Genomic DNA, 18,512 nt, shown 5'->3' on the forward strand with positions numbered 1-18,512 from the left:
CGAGGTCCTTGTGAGGGGTGGAGGAAGTCGATTGCGAAGGGATGTCGAGGTCGATCACGCGAACCTCGTCGAGCCCTTTGGGTTGCCGATGGGCAATGATGACGAAAGTGGTTTGCGGCAATTCACGACGCAGCATCGCGAAAAGATCTGTTTCAGCCCTAGTGTCCAGAGCCGAAGTCGGCTCGTCGAGCAGGGCCCATTGGGGCCGCTGCAGCAGCAGGCGCGCCAATGCGAGCCTTTGCTGTTCGCCGCCAGACAGCCCGTGGTCCGATTGCGTGGACTTCGCATCAGCGATTTGCGTGAGACCCACCTTTGCCAGGGCAGCGTCGAGGTCTTGTGGTTCGAAGTCCTCGATCGATCGGGGGTAGGAGAGAGCATCCCGGACGCTGCCGGTGGGGAAATAGGGGCGCTGCGGTAGAAAGAGGGTCGATGCCTCTGGCGAAAGCACCGATCCCGAGCCATACGGCCAGACGCCGGCCAAGGTCTTGAGCAAGGTCGTCTTGCCAAGACCCGAAGTGCCACGAAGCCAGATGGTTTCGCCCGGCGCGATATCGAGATCGGAAACCTTCAGCATCTGTTGGCCGTCCGGCGTCGAGAGCGTCAGGCCGTTTGAAGAAAGCCCTGAATTGGGCGAGCGATCGTGTTCGATAGCGCCGGCATTTCCGCCGGCTTTCTTGGCGGCGTCGAGAAAATTATCGAGACGCGAGGAGGCCGCGACCAGATCGGCAAGACTCCGGTAGGAGAAGATGAACCATGCAAGGCTGGTGACGACGCTGGAAAACGCGGTGCTGAGTTGCATGAGTCCGCCAAAGGCAACGTGTCTGGCGAGATAGCCGGGCAGGGCCACGAACAGGGGAATGCGGAGCACCGAATGGTTGAATGGGTAGGTGAAGCAGCCAAGGATCAGTTCGCGGTTCACCAGTTGGCGCCAATTGGAGATGATGGCGCCGAAACGATTGTCGAAGATGCCGCGTTCGGCGCGTTCACCGCGTAATAGGGCGACCTCGTCGGTGTTGGAGCGCAGCCGGGCGAGGGCAAAGCGGAAGTCCGCTTCGCGCCGCTGCTGTTCGACAAGCAGACCCTTGAGTGGATAGCCCAACACATGGGTGAGCAGGCTCGAGAGCGCGACATAAAGGAACGCGGCCCAAATCATATAGTGCGGGATTTCGATATCGATCCCGATGGGAGCGAGCGAAAGCGGGAAGCTGGCCAACCCCCAGAGGAGAACGAGATACGAAAACAGCCCCACGATCCGCCCAATGAGGTCGAGCGCTTCGCCCAACAGCCCGGTGAGAAACAGCCGACAATCTTCCGCGATGCGCTGATCGGGGTTGTCGAGCAATTGCCGGTCGGGATCAGTCTCCGAGCCATGGGCCAGGGTCCAGTAAGCGCGATTGGCCAGCCAGATATCGAGAGCGCCATCGGTCAACGTGCGGCGCCAGAGCATTTCAAGCTGCTTGCGGACCCATTGCGCCGAAAGGTGGCGGATGGAGTTGAGCGCGACGATGATGCCGAAGACACCAACTTGCCAAACCGCTTCGGCCCCATCCATGGCTTCCAGCGCACCGTAGAACGCGCCCGTCCATTCCACGATGCGGATCGTTGCGTAGATTCCGCCCAGATCGAGGGCGACGACGACCGCAAAAAGGAAAATGCCGAACTTGCCGCCCTGTCCGGAAAGGCAAAGCTGCATAAGGCGCCAGAACTGGCCAAATATACGAGCCATTTCGATGTCCCCGTTTTCAAGGGGAGGGCGCCGGAGCGCCCTCCGCCATCGCCTTAGAAGCGGACCGTGGCGCCGACCTTGAAGGTGCGGCCCGGGCCGGTCTGCAGTTCGACGGGATTGACCCCCTGCACCGACGAGGGCGCGGTGTTGGCGTAGCCGGTCAGCGTGTTGGGGTAGTATTTGGTATCGAAAATGTTCTCGATGCCGAAGTTGAACTCCAAATTCTCGCTGGGCTGCCAGGTCACGTAACCGTCGAGCAGCGCGTAGCCATCGGGCAGGAAGGCATCGGGATCGGAACGCTCGCTCGGGCCGGCGGCTAAGGTGCCCAGAAGCTCGAAATCGAGGCCATATTCGGGCATTTCATAGCGCACGCCGAGCACTGCGGTGAGCGGAACGGCTCCATCGAACGGCGTCGTGTCGGCGCCCGAGTTCACCTGTTGCGTGCCATGCTGCCAGGTAACGTTGGCAGAGGCAAAGATGTTGTCATAAACCTCGTATTCGCCACCGAACTCGATACCGAAAATTTCGACCGATTCCACGTTGTCCGAATAATAGATGCTCGGTTCGCCATCCGGGGTGAGCGGAGCGCCGGGGTAGGGCTGAAGGCCGCGGATGAAATCGCTGTAGTCGGCATAGAAACCGGAGACCGAGAACCAGCCGCGGTCGAATTCTCCGCGCAGGCCGATCTCGTAGTTCTGGACCGATTCCGGCCGGAGATCTGGGTTCGGCACGATGTCCACGAACCCCGTGTTTCCAATGCCGGTGCTCGACTGGAAGAGCTGCTGCGCGCTGGGCATCTTGAAGCCTTCGCCATAAGCGGCATAGACCGAGAACTCGTCGGTAAGCTGGTATTGAAGCGAAAGCTTCTTGATGAGTTCGGTGCTGCTGATCGCTTCAGGCGTATAGCCGGGAAGGCTCAGGTAGTCCGGATCCGGATCGATGTAATAATTGGCGATCCGCAGGCCTGGCGTGATGGTCAAGCGGTCGTCCAGCGCCGTGATTTCATCCTGAATAAAGAAGTCGGCTCTCGTCGTCTCGACCTTGGGGAAGGAGAAGCCCTGGTTTTCGGCGATCACCGTCTCACCGGTATCGGAGCGCCAGGTCTCGTTGCGTCCCTCGTAGTTGCTGGGCGTGAAATCGCCATCGAAACCATAGGTCAACGTGTGCGAGGTCGCGCCCAGATCGAACGAGGAAACGAGTTGCAAATCGCCTTCGAGGAACGTCTCGCTATACTCGCGAAGCTGGAAGCGGGTTTCCGAGCGCGTCGGGTAGGTGCGGTATTGGGTGCTTTCCATAACCCGGCTTTGGGGGGAATAGCTCACCTGCCATTCGACGCTGTCGAGCCAGCCGGCATTGACCTGCCAATCGTGTTCGAGAGCGATCCGATACCGTTCCATATCGAGCGAACGCGGATAATCGTCGCTGCTATAGCCGAACATCGCCGCGCTCGAATCCCAGATCTGCTCGATCGTGGAATTGCGGTCGAAGAACTCGCCCGTCAGGGTGAACTGGTGATCGGCATTGGGCGTGATCACCGCCTTGACCAGGGCGTTGTAGGCGCTGGTGTCGGTGGGGAAGAGCTGGTCGCAGCGGAAATAATCGGGACGCGGACAGTCCCACGGGCCGCCATCGGGATCGGCATTGGCGAGGCGCGGCTCGCTGGCCGACAGATGCCCGAAGCTGCCCAGCACCTGGATGGCACCGAAATCATAGGCGCCGGTGACCTGCTTGCGCCAGGAATTGTCGAAGCTGTCGAAGGCGGTCCGGATTTCGAGCGCCCAGTTCTTGTCGCCGCCATCGAGCAGATCGGCCGGGCTGCGCGTGCGGAAGGCGACGGTGCCGCCCAGGGCGTCGGCGCCCCAAAGCACGGAGTTGGGGCCGCGCACGATTTCGACAGCCTGCAGATTCCACGGATCGACGAAATCGCGGCTGCCATCGGTGATCCGCTCCTGGATGCGCGAGCCGTCGACCATCATCTGCACGCGGTTGCCGCTCATGCCGCGAATGGAGAAGCTGGTGAGTTGTCCGAACGGATTGGTGAGCGAGGTCTGGCGATCGACAGAGACGCCGGGTTCGTGACGCACGAGGTCCTGGATGTCGCGAACCAGGCGATCCTCGATCTCTTCGGAACCGATCACCGTCACCGTTGCGGGCACGTCGAGCACGCGCCGCGCGTCTCGCGTTGCGGTGATGACAAGCCGGTCGAGCATGATGCCCTGTGTCGCCGTAAGTTCGACGCCGGGCTGCGTCTGAGCCGTGGCTGAACCACCCAGGCCTACGAAGATCGTGCTTGCCAACAAGGCGGCGCTTGAAAACTGGCTTAGCGGACGTGCTCCAGCACGTTCCGCCGACGGAAAGAGTCGGACCATCTGGAACCCCCGAAAATTGAAATTATTGGCGGGGCTGGCTAGGTGAGGAACTCTTTGCTGGCTGCGCTCGGGCAAGCATGTATTTAACATGACTAAAGGAGTCAATATTATTTGCGAGGGGCTTTCGGGCACACCAAGGCGAGCCTGAGCGGCCATTCGGATGGGCTCGGCGGTTACGACCGCCCATTTACTTGATGAATATAATCATGTTTTGTGTGGGCCGTCGTAAACCAGTACCCATGAAGCCCAGGCCATGCTATCGATCGCCAGCCGCACAGGCATCCTCCTTGCCGCAATCGTACTGTCCCTGACTGCGCCCGCACAGGCCCAGACCCGATTGCTGGAAACCTCGTTTGGAGACGTGGAGGTCCCCACCGATCCGTCTCGAATCGTTGCTACACATACAGTGGCGGCGCTTCCCCTGGTCGAGCTTGGGTTCGTGCCGGTCGGCACGCGAGCTTTTGCGGAAAATCAGATCGCCCTCGACGTCTGGGAGCGGGTCAAGGACATCCCCGTGGTGATTGCCGGCGGTGAAGCCAATATCGAGGCGATTGCGGCGCTTGAGCCTGACCTGATCTTCGAGACCAATGCCGCGCCCGACGACGTTGTCGAGAAACTGCGCCAGATCGCCCCGGTCGTCATCGTCGGCGTCCGGGGAGCCGACCGAAGCGATTGGCAAAACAGGGTATATCAGATTGCGGATGCCGTCGGCGCATTGGAGCGCTGGCAGGAGTTGGAGGACGAATTGGCCGAGCGCCAGGCGCGGATCGCCGACCGTTATGGCGATTTCCTGGCCGAACATCCCATTGCCGTCTGGTCGAGCTGGGACGCTACTGCGCCGGCGATCTATGCCTCTCAATCGACGGCAGGTTCGGTTCTTCTGCCCACGGGAGCGATATTTGCCGATGGTGTGGAGGCTGTCCCGTACGAGGATTCAGAACCTCAAATCAGCCTTGAGCAGATCGGGCCCGTCCTTGGCGATGCCGCGATCGTTTTCCATTCCACCGATCATCGCGATACGCCCGTCGACCCCGTAGCCGAAATCCGTGCTCTCGATGTCTATCAGCGTGTTCCGGCCGTTGCACAGGGCAGGGAATTCCCGATCGGCACTGTGGCGATAGCTGGATACACGAACGCCTTCTACCTCCTCGACAGCTTCGAGGCTGCGCTGGAAGAACTCTCCGCCGAGATTGAATAAGGACCGTTTGCCGATGACCGCATTTTCCGCACAGGCCAGATTCCAGCTCGATGGAGCATCCGAGATCATCGATAGCGTATGCGAGCATCTCGTCAGCCATGGCGTTCGTATAGGCAAGGCGAGCGGAAAATGGGCTCTGACCTTCTACCATGGCATGTGCGAGATTGCGCTTGACGGCAACCAGGCGTTCCTGAAAATTGCGGCTCCCACGCTGACGGGCATATCGGTGATCCGGGAGGAACTTGCTGGACATCTGATCGAACATTCGCCCGAACTCGAAGAGAAGATCATCTGGTCGGGTGACGGTTGCGACGTGACCATGCCGGTATGGTTTTGTCTTTTGACGGTTGTTAGTTCGCAGCGGCTGACGCCTCATATGCAGAGGATCAGATTCCGCGGCAGCAATTTGGAGCGCTATGCAGGCTTCAAGGATATCCACGTCCGGCTGATGTTTCCGCACGATGAACAGGCGCCGCAATGGCCCAGCGTCAGCCGGAGCGGCGTTACGCAATATCCCGAAGCCGCTGTTCTCGCGATCCGTAAATACACCATTCGCAACATCGACCCTGCAGCCGGCACGCTGGATGTCGATTTCGTGCTTCATGAGGATGCCGGACCGGGCTCCCAATTCGCATTTCAGGCCCAGCCCGGCGATGTGATCGGGATGGGCGGCCCAGGTGGTCGGTGCGCTCCCCTGGACTGCGACTGGTATCTTTTCGCCGGCGATGAAACCGCGCTTCCAGCAATCGCCCGCATTCTGGAAACTCTTCCCCAAACCGCCGACGGCATCGCTTTGATCGAGGTCGCCGATCCTGCCGAAGAGCAGATCATCGAAACGAGATCAAACGTCGAAATCCGCTGGCTGCACCGTCAAGGTGCCAACGCGGGAACGACGCCACTCCTTTTGGACGCGGTCCGAACAGTCGATATGCCGTCGGAGGCAGCATCAGTATTCGCATGGGCCGGTTGTGAGCATGACACCTGCATGTCCATCAGGTCGTATCTCCGCAAGGAGAAAGGATTGAACAAGGGGGATGATTTGGTCGTCTCCTATTGGCGCCGAGGCGAAGGATAGGGCTTCTTCGCCCTTATGCCGGTCAAAGCGAAGGACGCGGCACGCTCAAGTTCTTCGGGATTGACGAGTCAACGATCTCGCTGAGGTCGCCCCGCGCATATCAGCGCGGGCTTGGGTAGCAATGTGGTGGAGCATCGGAAGCCCGATCGGGGTAATCTAGTCTTCTAGGTTTATCGGCCGCTCCCTTTGCGTTCCTCTATATATTCGGCCAACACACGGGCATGGTTATGAGTCTCGTCGTGGGCGGCATAAACAAGGGTCAGCGGCCCCCGGGCGAGAAGCGTAATCAGGTTTTCCACGGCTGGGTTTTCAGAAAGTTCGAGCCGATAGCGCCGGCGGAATTCCTCGTAGCGAGCAGGATCGTGGTTGAACCATTTGCGCAGTTCGGTGCTGGGAGCGACGTCTTTCATCCAATCATCGAGCCCTGCTTCATCCTTGTGTAGGCCGCGTGGCCAGAGCTGGTCCACAAGGACCCGATGGCCGTCGCCGTCGGTGGCGGGCTCGTAGGCCCGCTTTATCGAAAGTGATCTCTTTGTCATACAGTTCGAACCTTGCTCCCTGGAGATCACCTGCGATCCGGTGAAACGACGGGGCCTGGACCATTAAACAGTTTAATGCGACATCAGAACCGGAACATTCTGGTGTTCGAGAATATACCGAGCAACACCGCCAAACAGGAGCGCCCTCAACTTGGCTCTTCCGAAGGCCCCCATGACCAATATGTCCGGATCGACACGAGCACAGAAGTCCAGGATCGCCTCACCGACATTGCTGGTGCTCTTCAGGTTGACGGATTCAGCGTCGATGCCGTGCCGCCGCAAATGCTTTATGATGTCATGGTCGGTCAGCGGTGCGATGCGGATTAACCGGCATACCTGAATGCGCCAGCAAATATCCCGACAGTAAATGGGGATTGTTTCTGTCTGACAAAGCATTATGGCGGCCGCCAGTGGAAGTGCTCATCCATTTGATGTGACGCTGGGTCATCCGCCGATCCATCATCTAGACCTTGCCCGTGGACCCAATTGCTCACATGAGCAAGCAAAAAACTATTGGCAAAGACACGCTTCGGCTTGAATCTCGACAAGGAGCGAGGGGTCAGCAAGCTTTGCCTCTACACAAGCCCGGACTGGCAAATGTTCTTTCGGCACCCACTCGTCATAGACACGGTTCATCGCATCGAAATCGTCCATGGTCTTGAGCCAGATGGTAACCTTGAGAATAGCAGAACGATCCGATCCAGCGGCCTTGAGGATTTCATCGAGCTTTTCGAGGCATTTTCGGGTCTGACTGGCGATGTCTTCATCCACTCCCCGCGCCGTGATGCCCTGGGTGAATACCAATCCATTGACGACGACCGCCGAACTCATGCGGGCTGTTCCGGCCAGGCGTTGAATGTCGTGCATCGGATTTTCTCCTTCTTGATTCGAAAGTGCTCAGGCCGATTGTGGTCTTGTTTTGGGAAGACCAGGTTGGTCCCATTCCCGACGCCGCCACTGGAGCGCGATGACCAGACCGATTAGAAGCAGGGCAGGGATATAGACCAATTCCTTGGCGGGGCGGTTGGGATTGGCGACGAGGACGCGTTCTACGTTGTCGCCGATGGCAAGGTTCAGGCGCTCGGCCTGGCTGCGGAAGCGCACATTGGTGACTTGCACCTGGCCGCCGAATTCGGTCACCTGGATACCCGCGTTGGAAAGCCGCTCGACACCTTCGGCCGGTGGTCCCATAGGCAGACGCATCACTCTTGTATAGTCATTGCCCGAAATATCGATGCCGCCGACCTCGACGGTCAGGAACCCGTTTGCAGGCACCTGCTCGGCGAGCATGACGATATCTTCGGCTGGGGCGTCCAGGGTGGGGAGCACGACCCTGTCCATCACCTGGCCGGGGACGAACAGCATGAAACAGGCGATCAGCAGCATGGCCGTCTCCCAGATACGCGAGCGGGAGATGAAAATTTGCTGGGTGACCGAGACGAACATCAGCATGCCGATCAGCGACATGATGATGGTGAGGGCCAACTCCCACCAATTGGTCACCCCGATCATCAGCAATTGGTGGTTGAAGATGAAGATGAGCGGCAGAATGGCCGTGCGCATCTCGTAACGGAAGGCCTGTACGCCCGTTTTTACTGGGTCGGCGCGGGAAATGGCGGAAGCAGCAAACGAAGCAAGCCCGACCGGGGGCGTCACGTCAGCCATGAGCCCGAAATAGAAAACATAGAGATGGACCGCGACCAGAGCCACGGCGAGACCGTTGAGGGCCGCGACATCGACGATCACGGGGGCAATCAGCGTGGCAACCACGACGTAATTTGCCGTCGTGGGCATCCCCAGGCCCAATATCATGCAGATTACCGCCGTCATCAAAAGCATGATCAGGAGATTACCGCCCGAGACGGAAATGACGATCTCGGTCATGACCAGCCCGATGCCCGTGAGCGAAACTGTGCCCACGATGATGCCTGCGGCGGCCGTGGCAATGCCGATGCCCACCATATTGCGCGAACCGGCGACGAGGCCCTCGAACAGATCCGTGATGCCGGCCTTGAAACGGCTCAATATCTCCGATTGACCCCGGAACAGGGCTATCAGAGGACGCTGGGTGATGATCAGCACGATAAGCGCCAGCGTGCCGTAAAAGGCCGAAAGCCCGGGCGACATCTGTTCGACCATCAGGCACCAGACGAGGATGAAAACCGGCAAGATGTAATGGATGCCGGTGGGCGCGACCTTGGCGGTATCGGGCAAGGTGAGGTCCGGATCGTTAGGATCGTCCTCTGCAAGGTCCGGGAAGCGCGAGCGAATGGCGATCAGGGCGACATAGAGAATACTTGTCCCAATCACCACGCCCCATGTGGCGGCGGCACCGAAGAAATCCCGGGTCCAGCCCAGGAGCACGCCGACCAGCCAGGAGAAGATGACGATCCCCGCCGCGGTCATGCCGAACAAGGCGGCGCTCATCAGCTTGGAGCGATATTGCTTGCGCGGCAAGCCTTTGAGGTTGTGCTTACGAGCTTCGATATCGACGACGTAAAACAGCGAGATATAGGTGAGCAATGCCGGAATGATGGCGTGCTGGACGACCTGGGCATAGGAGATGCCGACATATTCGGCGATAAGGAAGGCCGCCGCGCCCATGACGGGAGGCAGGATCTGGCCGTTGACCGAGGCGGAAACCTCGATGGCGCCTGCCTTAACCGCGGGATAGCCGACCCGTTTCATCAAGGGGATGGTAAAGGTGCCGGTGGTCACCACATTGGCGACCGAGGACCCCGAAATCAGCCCCGTCGCGGCCGAACCCAGTACGGCCGCTTTTGCCGGGCCGCCGCGGAAATGGCCGAGCATGGCGAAGGCCACCTTGATAAAATAATTTCCAGCTCCAGCCTTCTCAAGAAGCGAGCCGAAAAGAACAAACAAGAAGACAAACGCGGTGGATACACCCAGCGCGACACCAAACACGCCTTCAGAGGTCAGCCAGTATTGCGTCGCGGCGCGGGAGACCGACGCGCCCCGGTGGGCCAGAAGATCGGGAAGATAGGGGCCGAAAAAGGCGTAGCCCAAAAACAGGATGCCCACGATGGGCAGGGCGAGGCCCAGCGAGCGGCGGGCGGCTTCCAAAAGCAGCAGCATCCCCACCACGGCGACGCCGAGATCGAGCGGCGTGGGCAAGCCGGGGCGGCGGGCCAGGTCGGCCTGGAAAACGAAGATATAGGCCGAACAGGCCGCCGCGATCAGGCCCAATGTCCATTCATACCAGGGCACGTAGTCGCGCGGAGACTTCTTGGTTGCCGGATAGGCGGCAAAGACCAAGAACAGCGCAAAGGCCAAATGGATGGCACGCGCTTCGGTGGCGTTGAAAACCCCGATGCGAAGCTGATAGGGCAGGGGCGAAGCGTACCAGAGTTGGAACAGCGCCCAGAGCAGGGGCACCACGAACAGTACGATCTGTGCCGGACGGCTGCGCGGGGCGCGGCCACCGGTGTCGGACTCGGCGACGAGTCTGGCAAGTTCATCGGAACTGGCAGCACTTATCGCTTCTGGAGATGATGCCGCGTTGGTCATAAATTGCCCCGTATGCCCCGAAATCATTCAAGTTGTTTGGTTTGGCAAAAACGCGGCGCCCAATTTTCGGACGCCGCGCATGTTCAGATAATCGGAATAGCCGTTAGAGCCAGCCGCGTTCCTGATAGTAGCGTTCGGCGCCCGGATGCAGCGGAGCCGAAAGCCCGTCGACAATCATGTTTTCTTCGGAGAGATTGGCGAGGGCAGGGTGGAGCGCTTTGAAGGCGTCGAAGTTTTCAAATACAGCGCTGACCAGCGCGTAAACGGCATCTTCGGATGTGTCTTCGGACACGGCCAGAGCCGCGAGAACGCCGAAGGTTTGGACGTCGTTCTCATTGTTCTGATAGGTGCCGCCCGGAATGGTGGCCGCTGCGTAGTAGGGGTTTTCCTCGATCAAGGCGTCGATGTAATCGCCCTCGATGGAAACGATCTGCGCGCCGCAGGTCGTGGTGGGATCGGCGATATTGGCCGAAGGGTGACCAACGCCATAGAAGAACGCGTCGATCTGGTTGTCGCAGAGCGCCGGGCCATGCTCGTCGGGGCGCAGTTCGGAGGTCAGGGCAAAATCGTCGCGCGACATGCCGGCCCCTTCAAGGATGATGTCCATCGACGTCTGGGTGCCGGAACCGGGGGCTCCGATATTGACGCGTTTCCCGGCGAGGTCCTCGAAGCTTTCGATGCCCGCATCAGCGCGCGCGACGAGCGTAAAGGGCTCGGGGTGCAGCGAGAACACGGCCCGCATGCCATCCCAGGCGCCCTGATCGGCGAAATCGACTTCACCATTGACCGCGTAATACATGACGTCGGATTGGGTTACGCCGAAATCGAGCTCGCCCTGGCGGATGGCGTTGAGGTTATAGACCGAAGCGGCAGTGGATTCGACCGAGCAGCGGAAGCCGTGTTCGCTGCGGGTTTCATTCATGAGACGGCAGATCGCGCCTCCGGCTGCGTAGTAAACGCCGGTCACGCCGCCTGTGCCGATGGTGATGAACTGGTTTTGAGCCGATGCGGTTGCCGGTAGCGCCATGATGGCCAGCGAAGCGAGAAGCAGTTTTTTCATAATGGAGTTCCCTTTTTCTGCTTGGTTTGGTTTTGAGGTGAGCTTTGTGCCCTGTTTTTGTTGATTGTCTTGGGCGGAGAGTACGGCGTCGAGCGAGATTGGGGCGGGCGGGAAGCCGCGCTCATCTCAGACATTGTACTCCAGAGACGCGACAGGGCAGGATTGATATTTGTCCGGTCGCGAATGGCAATTATCGACAATGGAATCGCCCATGCCGCCCCACCGATGGGCACCAGATCGGAGTGTTGTGCATCCACCGTACTTTGGGGCAGCCAGGCAACGCCATGCCCGGCCGCTGCCATGTTGGCCAAAGCGTCGGCCATGTCGTTTTCCATGATCACCTTGCGATTGCCTATGCCGCCGGCCCGCTCGATAACCATTTCGACCAGACGGGCAAAATAAACGCCGTTGGTGTACATCAGAAGCGGAAGGGCGGCGCTGTCATGCCAGGGCAGAGCGTAGCCTTCGTTCTCGGCGAGCGACCGGTCGACGTAAGGGCGCAGTACGTCCGCCCCAATGGCCACCGATTCCAGATGGTCGAGATCGCCCAATATGGGCTGATGGTCGGCCTGAAAGCAGATCATGAGGTCGTTCGCGCCCGAAAGCATGCTCAGTCCCAGATCGTGCACATTGCCAACGGTGATAGCGGCCTCGAGCGGCAATCGGCCGGTCCAGTCCGCCCACCATCCCGGCAGTCGCGAGGTCACCAGGGCGTAGGGCATTGCGAGACGGATGCGATCGGTTCGCCCGATCGGGGAAAATTCGGCCACATTGCTGCGCAACTGCAACATGTCGGACAGGACACGGCTGGCGGTGAGTTTGAAGTCCTCCCCGGCCGGCGTCAGGCGCGTAGGCAGGATGGTCCTGTCGATAAGCGACACGCCGAGCCAGGCTTCGAGCTGCTGGATACGACGACTGAAGGCGGCCTGCGAGGTGTTGCGAACAGCGGCGGCACGGGTGAAATTTCCCGTTTCCGCGACCGCAAGAAAGTCCTCTAGCCACTTCAGTTCCAATCCCCCACCTCTCGGCTCCTCCCGCTGCCTCCGCAGCCGATACGGGTACCGTAAGGGTACCCGCTCCTCAATTGCAAATAATAGGTGCTCTTTTCACCATATTGTCCAATGCAAAAAACGCATTGGACAATATGGTGTGGCTGTCCCACCCTCCAGCGTGTCTTTTGCGCGCCGGGGGAGAACGCAATTGTGCAAGTCGCCAGTCTATACACCGCCGTAACTTTATATGGGCGAACGCGCCGGGGCGGTTTCACAGTGTTTTGTTTGAGATGATGAGGAGAAGAACATGATTGTGAAAACAAGCATTCCGGTGGCCGTTCTTACTTGCGCGCTGCTCACATCCACGGCTGGAAGCGCTATTGGCCAGGATAGTGCAAACGCGGCCGTTGATGTGATCATCGAAGGCGGCTTCGTGTTCGACGGAACGGGCGCGCCTTGGATGAGAGCCGATGTGGCGATCGCGGGCGATCGGATCGTGGCCGTGGGGAGGCTTGGCGAGATGGAGGCCGATCGCAGGATCGATGCCAGCGGGCTTTACGTTGCTCCGGGCTTTATCGATGCCCACACCCATGCCGGCGAAGGGTTGGCGACGGCGGAATTATCGCATGGCCAGCCTTTGCTCGCCCAGGGGCTCACGACCGTTTTCGTCAATCCCGATGGCGGCGGGCCGGTCGATCTGGCCGCGCAGCGCAATGATTTCCTTACGCACGGCATCGGGCTCAATATCGGCCAGATGGTGCCGCACAATTCGGTGCGTCGAGCCGTGATGGGCGATGTGGATGCCCACGCCGATGAGGTGCAAATCGAAGATATGCGTGAATTGGTCCGGGCAGGGATGGAGGAGGGCGCCTTCGGGTTGTCGAGCGGGCTGTTTTACGCGCCCGGTTCGTTCGCCGACATATCCGAAGTTGTGGAATTGGCGAAAGTCGCCGGCGAATATGGTGGCCTCTATACCAGCCACATCCGGGACGAAAGCGATTACACCATCGGGCTTATCGCGGCCGTCGAGGAGGTCATCCATGTGGCCCGCGAAGCCGATGTTGCTGGCATCGTCACCCACGTCAAGGCTCTAGGCCCGCGCGTTTGGGGTTATTCGCAGGCGGTGATCCATCGCATCGAAATGGCCCGGGCCGAAGGCGTCGAAATGTGGGTCGATCAATATCCATACGATGCGTCCGCCACCGGGCTTTCCTCGGCGCTGATCCCACGCTGGGCGATGGATGGCGGCACGGATGCAATGCTCGAACGTTTCGACGATGCCGGCGTGATGGCCGATATGGAGCCCGAGATTGCCGAAAATCTCGAACGCCGGGGCGGCGCCGACCGCATCCAGATCCGCACGTTTGCTCCCGACACTTCGGTCGAAGGCATGCTGTTGAGCGATATTGCCGAAGATCGTGGACTTGACCCGATCGACACCACCATTGCGATGCTTCAGGAAGCCGAAGGCAGCGTCGGCATCGTCTCATACAACATGCACGCTTCCGATATCGAAGCTTTCATGGTTCAGCCCTGGCGCATGACGGCGTCGGATGGTGATCTGGTGCCCATGGACGAGGGCGTTCCTCATCCGCGCAGCTATGGCACCTTCCCGCGCATGCTCGCCCACTATTCACGTGATCTCGAGGTCGTTCCCCTTTCGACGGCGATCCATTCGATGACCGGCCTGCCCGCGACAGTCCATAGGCTCGACGATCGCGGCTTCCTATTCCCAGACATGATGGCTGACATCGTGGTGTTCGATCTCGCCGCGCTCGACGACGTTGCCGAGTTCACCGATCCCCACCAGCTTGCCGAAGGAATCGACTATCTCTTCGTCAACGGGGAGATGGCCATAGACGGCGGCGAATTTACCGATGTCCTGAGTGGGCGTGTTCTCAACCGCAACGGCGAGGATTATGTGAGACCGTAAGCTCCGCCGCCGGATCAACATCACCCGCCCGGCTCGTGATGGCCGGGCGGGTTTTTCAATAGGGCCATAGTTACCCCAAAAGCTTTGGAGAAAAACTTGAATATCATCGTTATCGGTGGCGGCGTCGTGGGCATGAGCACGGCCTGGCGACTGGCGCAGGACGGGCATCGGGTCACTGTCGTGGACAAGGCTGACGAACCCGGACGCGGGACCAGCTTCGCCAATGCCGGCCAGTTGAGCTATTCCTACGTCGCGCCGCTGGCCGATGGGACGATCTGGGGTCAGTTGCCCAAGCTTTTGACAGACCCCAACTCTCCGGTGCGGTTCCGTCCGGGCTTCGATGTGTTCCAATATCGCTGGCTTTTGTCCTTTCTTGCCGCCTGCACCAGCACCAAGGCCACCCAGACGATGGATCGATTGGGCGCGCTCGCCAATCTGTCGCGAACCGTCCTGCATGGGTCGCCTGCTCTCAAGGCCAGCGAGTTCGCCTGGACGAGGACCGGCAAGATCGTGGTCTATTCGAGCCAGAAGAGCTTCGATCACGCCCGGGCGCAGGCCGAGCATCAGCGCGAGGAGGGTGTCGACAGACGCATTTTGGGCCCTGCGGAAAGCCTGGAGGTCGAACCCGCCCTCAAATCGATCGCCCATCGCCTCGTGGGCGGGCTTTTTTCGCCCGCCGATGAAGCCGGCGATGCTTACCTCTTTTCGAAGGTCCTCGGCGGGCTCTTGAGCGAGAACGAAGGAGGGTCCCATTTCCTGGGAGAATCCGAGGTGACCGGTTTCTCGCGCCGGAACGGCCGCATCGTTTCGGTGGAGACCAACCGTGGGACGCTCGATGCCGACGCGGTCGTGATCGCAGCGGGCATTCAGGCGAGAGCGCTGGGGCAGATGGTTGGGATCGATCTGCCTATCTATCCGCTCAAGGGCTATAGCGCGACTGCGCCCATTCGCGACGAGCATGCCGCACCCGGCGTCAGCGTCACCGATGCGGCGCGAAAGGTCGTCTATGCACGTATCGGGAATGCGCTCCGCCTTGCGGGGGCGGCCGATCTTGTCGGGCCCTCACTCGATCTCGACAAGCGGAGAGTATCGAGCCTGATCGACGGCGCCATCGCCGATTTTCCAGAGGCTGCGGATTGGCAGGGCGCCCGGCTCTGGGCAGGACTGCGCCCGGCCACACCGACTGGACTTCCCATCATCGGACGCATGGGAGCTGACAATCTTTTCGTCAATGTGGGGCACGGTGCGCTCGGCTTTACACTGGCGCTGGGGGCCGGAGAAGTTCTCGCGGCGGAGATCAGCGGACGGAGTGCGCCGATCGAGCCGGGATAATGCGTTTTAGATGCCCGCGTCATTGCCCCGACAGCAGAATGGCGGTCCGCGTGCGGCTGGTTAAGCCGAGATTTTTGAGCACTTCGGACATGTGATAGATGGTGTTATCTCCGAACCTAGGCAATCCCGCCGGCTTTGGGGCATCAATTTCGACGTCGCAAAGCCTGGCGAACGCCGCTTTAAGCTATCATCGCGAATGCCATGCGGACGCCCCTTTGGCATCGGCTTTGGCACGAGCGATAATGCAACGCATATTGCGTAAGCCAAAACTTCGAACACCGTGCGCAAACCTTGCTCCGATCCTGAGGCAATCCGACTGCGAGCCGGGCAGGCGCGCTCGAGGAGACCATGAACGGACCCGGCCACGCGCGCGGACAATAAATGCGCGGTATCGGTTTCACCAACCCTCGGGGTCCGCGCCTACGTCAAAGTCGTCCGCCGGGCGGTCATCGTCATCCTCCGCCGGATCGCTCTCGAAATTCTGCTCGAAAGCGGTATCGGGCGCGGGGTCGTCGTCATAGCCTGCGTCGCCATCGGACATCTCGACAGAAAAAGGATCGTCGTCGCCAGGAAAGCCGGTCGAGCCATAGGTATCGATGGGCTGGCTGCCCGGCGCGGTGGATCGGTCGGAGCACGGTCCAAGCTCTTCGATCACGCTCGATATGTCGGCGCGCAACAGGTCAGCAAGGGCGTTTTCGCGGGCCAACCCCTCTTCGGGCAGTTTTGCTGCGAACAGATGATCGAGATGGTGGCGATAGAGCGCCACCAGGTCGGCAACGGCCGAAACTTGACCGTGTGTCTCCCCGGAGGCATCCGCATAGCCAAACGCTGTTGCCGAGAAGAAAATACGTTCGTCACCGGCCCCGAGCGCAGCCTGAACGAGGAGGTGCGCCAGGGTGGGTGTCGCCGTGCGGTCGATCAGCAGTGGCGTCCGTCTGCGCTCCCTTCCGCCATAGAGCGGCGCTTGCCGCCCCCAGTGCGGCAGCAAGAGGGTGATCGCGTCGGGTTGCACCTGGTCGTTGCTGCGCCCTTTGCCGCCGACATCCGTCACAGCGCTATCGATCTCCGCGGAACTGCCCACAAGCGTTGTTGGCTGGTCGTGCCCCTGGGCGCGGCGCGCAAAGGCAAGGCGGGCGGCAGCGTCCGCGAAACTGCGCGCATGACCGCGCCCCAAAATGTCTGTCAGCGCACGCAATTCCCGATCAACGGGTGCTTCCCACGACGGGCGAATTGGAAGCAGGCTGGAGGCAAGCGCATGAAGTTTCGCACGGGCCGCAATCCGATCGATGACGGCATTGCGCGCAAACGGCAACGAATGAGGGCGCCGGACCATCAGGATCCGGCAATCCTCCCGCGTGGCAATCTCGAAAAGCGTTTCTAGGTGCTCCAAGCTCAGTTGATCCGGGCGATCGAGAATGACGATCGAACCGGCTTCCACTTTCTTGCGCATCTGGACCGGAATGACAAAGCGCGCTTTCCGCCGTCCGAGTGGCGCCAGTGTCATGGACTGGTGACCGATGTGAATGGGCTGGCAGCCCGCGTGTTCGATGATCTCGTTGAGCGCCGGCAGAATGGACCCGAACTCGCCGGTTTCAACAACGACCAGACGATGGCCGTGAGCGAGGAGATCGGTGATCGGCGGCACGAATTCGGAATCACGCCCGAGACGGATGACGAGTTTTCCGACCGTATCGGCAGCCAGGACCGGTTCGGAACGAGATGCCGTCAGGGTCCGGGCATGGTCATCTATGCGGCGGGCTTGTTCCAGGCGTGCCTGCGTCGAAAACAGCGGCGTTGGTGTGCCGGTCACTGGATCACGTAGCGGGACCGCATCGATGCTGTCGAGAAATTGCTGTGACCGGCTGGCAAGGGCGACCCCCTTGAGATCGAGATAGCGCGATAGGAGATCGGCGACGCCAGCGCGGGTGAAGACAGCTTCCTGCAGCACAGGCGCTTGTTCCAGCGTCCGGGTATTGCGCGCTTCGATCTCAGCGTTGACGCGCGGCCAGCGCTGACCGTTCGGCGCCTCGCCGCGCTCGATATCGCCCTGCAGTAAGGCAAGGGCGCGAGCGGGGCCGATATGGCGTCCGGTATTGGGCGCCTGGAGCCGCACCCTGGTCTCCGCGCCCGCCATGGCCAGGGCGTGGTCGAGAAAGCGGGTCCAGATTTGCCGCCAAGGGGTGGCGCAGATCACTGTTCGGTTTCTGCCGACGCCACGGACAAGTGGTTCGAGGTCGGTACAGCGTTTGGCATCAAGGCCGTTCGGTCCGAGAGTCTTGGGCGTAATCAGGATATGAACATGCGGCCACGATGAGACCGTGTCGATCACCTCGGCGACCGCCGGTCCATCCGCGCTTTCGACTCGGTCGGTTTCCGCGGCTGCGGCGTCTGGATCGTGCGCAGCATGGATCGCATAGGTAGCACCCAGCCCGTTTGAGGCGATCATCGCGTCACAGAAGCACGTCACCAACTGCTCGGCATCCTTGAGCGGTAAAATTGAAAATACCGGAAGTGCCAATACCAGCTCCGCACCGAGGATCGAATCCTTGCGCGGCGCCCGATCCTCGACCTCGCGCCAGAGCGTAAGGTCCCGAAGCCTGTCCGGTGTGCCCAAGGGCGCTATAGTAATCGGTCCGCGGGCAAGATCGGTTCGAGCCGCATAAGCGCCTGCACGCGCGATGTAGCGATATCGCTCGACCGCACTCTGCCCGGCACTACGGCCCAGAAGATGCATGCGAGCAAAGCCGATGGTCATGGGCG

The 18,512-nt window shown here is 60.4% G+C and carries 12 protein-coding genes and 2 pseudogenes; 4 read left to right on the forward strand and 10 right to left on the reverse strand.

Features of this window, described 5'->3' with window-relative positions:
- Positions 1–154: 154 nt before the first annotated feature.
- The 3 genes and pseudogenes from V4T21_RS19130 to V4T21_RS01650 form a co-directional block, all read right to left on the reverse strand.
- Positions 155–574 (reverse strand): annotated as a pseudogene (locus V4T21_RS19130) (ATP-binding cassette domain-containing protein); the annotation flags it as partial.
- 126 nt (positions 575–700) lie between these two features.
- A pseudogene (locus V4T21_RS19135) lies at positions 701–1,726 on the reverse strand (SbmA/BacA-like family transporter); the annotation flags it as partial.
- A gap of 53 nt (positions 1,727–1,779) precedes the next feature.
- Positions 1,780–4,023 carry a TonB-dependent hemoglobin/transferrin/lactoferrin family receptor gene (locus V4T21_RS01650; protein ID WP_332712117.1) on the reverse strand — a complete coding sequence of 748 codons (2,244 nt, stop codon included), beginning with the start codon at positions 4,021–4,023 and terminating at the stop codon, positions 1,780–1,782.
- A gap of 325 nt (positions 4,024–4,348) precedes the next feature.
- Here V4T21_RS01650 and V4T21_RS01655 point away from each other — a divergent pair, with 325 nt between their 5' ends.
- Both V4T21_RS01655 and V4T21_RS01660 read left to right on the forward strand, forming a co-directional pair.
- A complete protein-coding gene (locus tag V4T21_RS01655; RefSeq protein WP_332712120.1) occupies positions 4,349–5,293 on the forward strand; it encodes an ABC transporter substrate-binding protein in 945 nt (314 codons plus the stop codon).
- A 13-nt stretch (positions 5,294–5,306) separates the two neighbouring features.
- Positions 5,307–6,368: a siderophore-interacting protein gene (locus V4T21_RS01660; protein ID WP_332712123.1), complete on the forward strand. Its 1,062-nt coding sequence runs from the start codon at positions 5,307–5,309 to the stop codon at positions 6,366–6,368.
- Between the two features lie 170 nt (positions 6,369–6,538).
- Here V4T21_RS01660 and V4T21_RS01665 read toward each other — a convergent pair whose 3' ends face one another.
- The 6 genes from V4T21_RS01665 to V4T21_RS01690 form a co-directional block, all read right to left on the reverse strand.
- Positions 6,539–6,907, reverse strand: coding sequence for a DUF488 domain-containing protein (locus tag V4T21_RS01665; protein ID WP_332712126.1), 369 nt, complete (start codon positions 6,905–6,907; stop codon positions 6,539–6,541).
- A 72-nt stretch (positions 6,908–6,979) separates the two neighbouring features.
- Positions 6,980–7,303 carry a universal stress protein gene (locus tag V4T21_RS19140; protein WP_440589605.1) on the reverse strand — a complete coding sequence of 108 codons (324 nt, stop codon included), beginning with the start codon at positions 7,301–7,303 and terminating at the stop codon, positions 6,980–6,982.
- 114 nt (positions 7,304–7,417) lie between these two features.
- Positions 7,418–7,774 carry a RidA family protein gene (locus V4T21_RS01675; RefSeq protein WP_332712132.1) on the reverse strand — a complete coding sequence of 119 codons (357 nt, stop codon included), beginning with the start codon at positions 7,772–7,774 and terminating at the stop codon, positions 7,418–7,420.
- Between the two features lie 30 nt (positions 7,775–7,804).
- Positions 7,805–10,435 (reverse strand): TRAP transporter permease, encoded by a 2,631-nt coding sequence (locus V4T21_RS01680; protein WP_332712134.1) that lies wholly within the window; start codon positions 10,433–10,435, stop codon positions 7,805–7,807.
- Between the two features lie 103 nt (positions 10,436–10,538).
- The gene (locus tag V4T21_RS01685) at positions 10,539–11,495 is read right to left on the reverse strand and encodes a TAXI family TRAP transporter solute-binding subunit (protein ID WP_332712136.1); all 957 of its coding nucleotides are present in this window, start codon (positions 11,493–11,495) and stop codon (positions 10,539–10,541) included.
- Positions 11,492–12,508: a LysR family transcriptional regulator gene (locus V4T21_RS01690; RefSeq protein WP_332712139.1), complete on the reverse strand. Its 1,017-nt coding sequence runs from the start codon at positions 12,506–12,508 to the stop codon at positions 11,492–11,494. Before V4T21_RS01690 ends, V4T21_RS01685 begins: the two co-directional genes overlap by 4 nt.
- Positions 12,509–12,794: 286 nt before the next feature.
- Between V4T21_RS01690 and V4T21_RS01695 the strand changes: the two genes are divergently transcribed.
- Positions 12,795–14,420 carry an N-acyl-D-amino-acid deacylase family protein gene (locus V4T21_RS01695; RefSeq protein WP_332712141.1) on the forward strand — a complete coding sequence of 542 codons (1,626 nt, stop codon included), beginning with the start codon at positions 12,795–12,797 and terminating at the stop codon, positions 14,418–14,420.
- A 96-nt stretch (positions 14,421–14,516) separates the two neighbouring features.
- Complete coding sequence (locus V4T21_RS01700; RefSeq protein ID WP_332712144.1) at positions 14,517–15,752, forward strand: D-amino acid dehydrogenase; 1,236 nt, start codon at positions 14,517–14,519, stop codon at positions 15,750–15,752.
- Between the two features lie 397 nt (positions 15,753–16,149).
- Here the strand turns inward: V4T21_RS01700 and V4T21_RS01705 are convergent, their stop codons facing one another.
- Positions 16,150–18,507 (reverse strand): MobA/MobL family protein, encoded by a 2,358-nt coding sequence (locus V4T21_RS01705; RefSeq protein ID WP_332712146.1) that lies wholly within the window; start codon positions 18,505–18,507, stop codon positions 16,150–16,152.
- Positions 18,508–18,512 lie beyond the last annotated feature (5 nt).

Source organism: Pelagibacterium mangrovi, assembly GCF_036662815.1.
In the GTDB taxonomy this organism is placed as follows: Bacteria; Pseudomonadota; Alphaproteobacteria; order Rhizobiales; family Devosiaceae; genus Pelagibacterium; species Pelagibacterium mangrovi.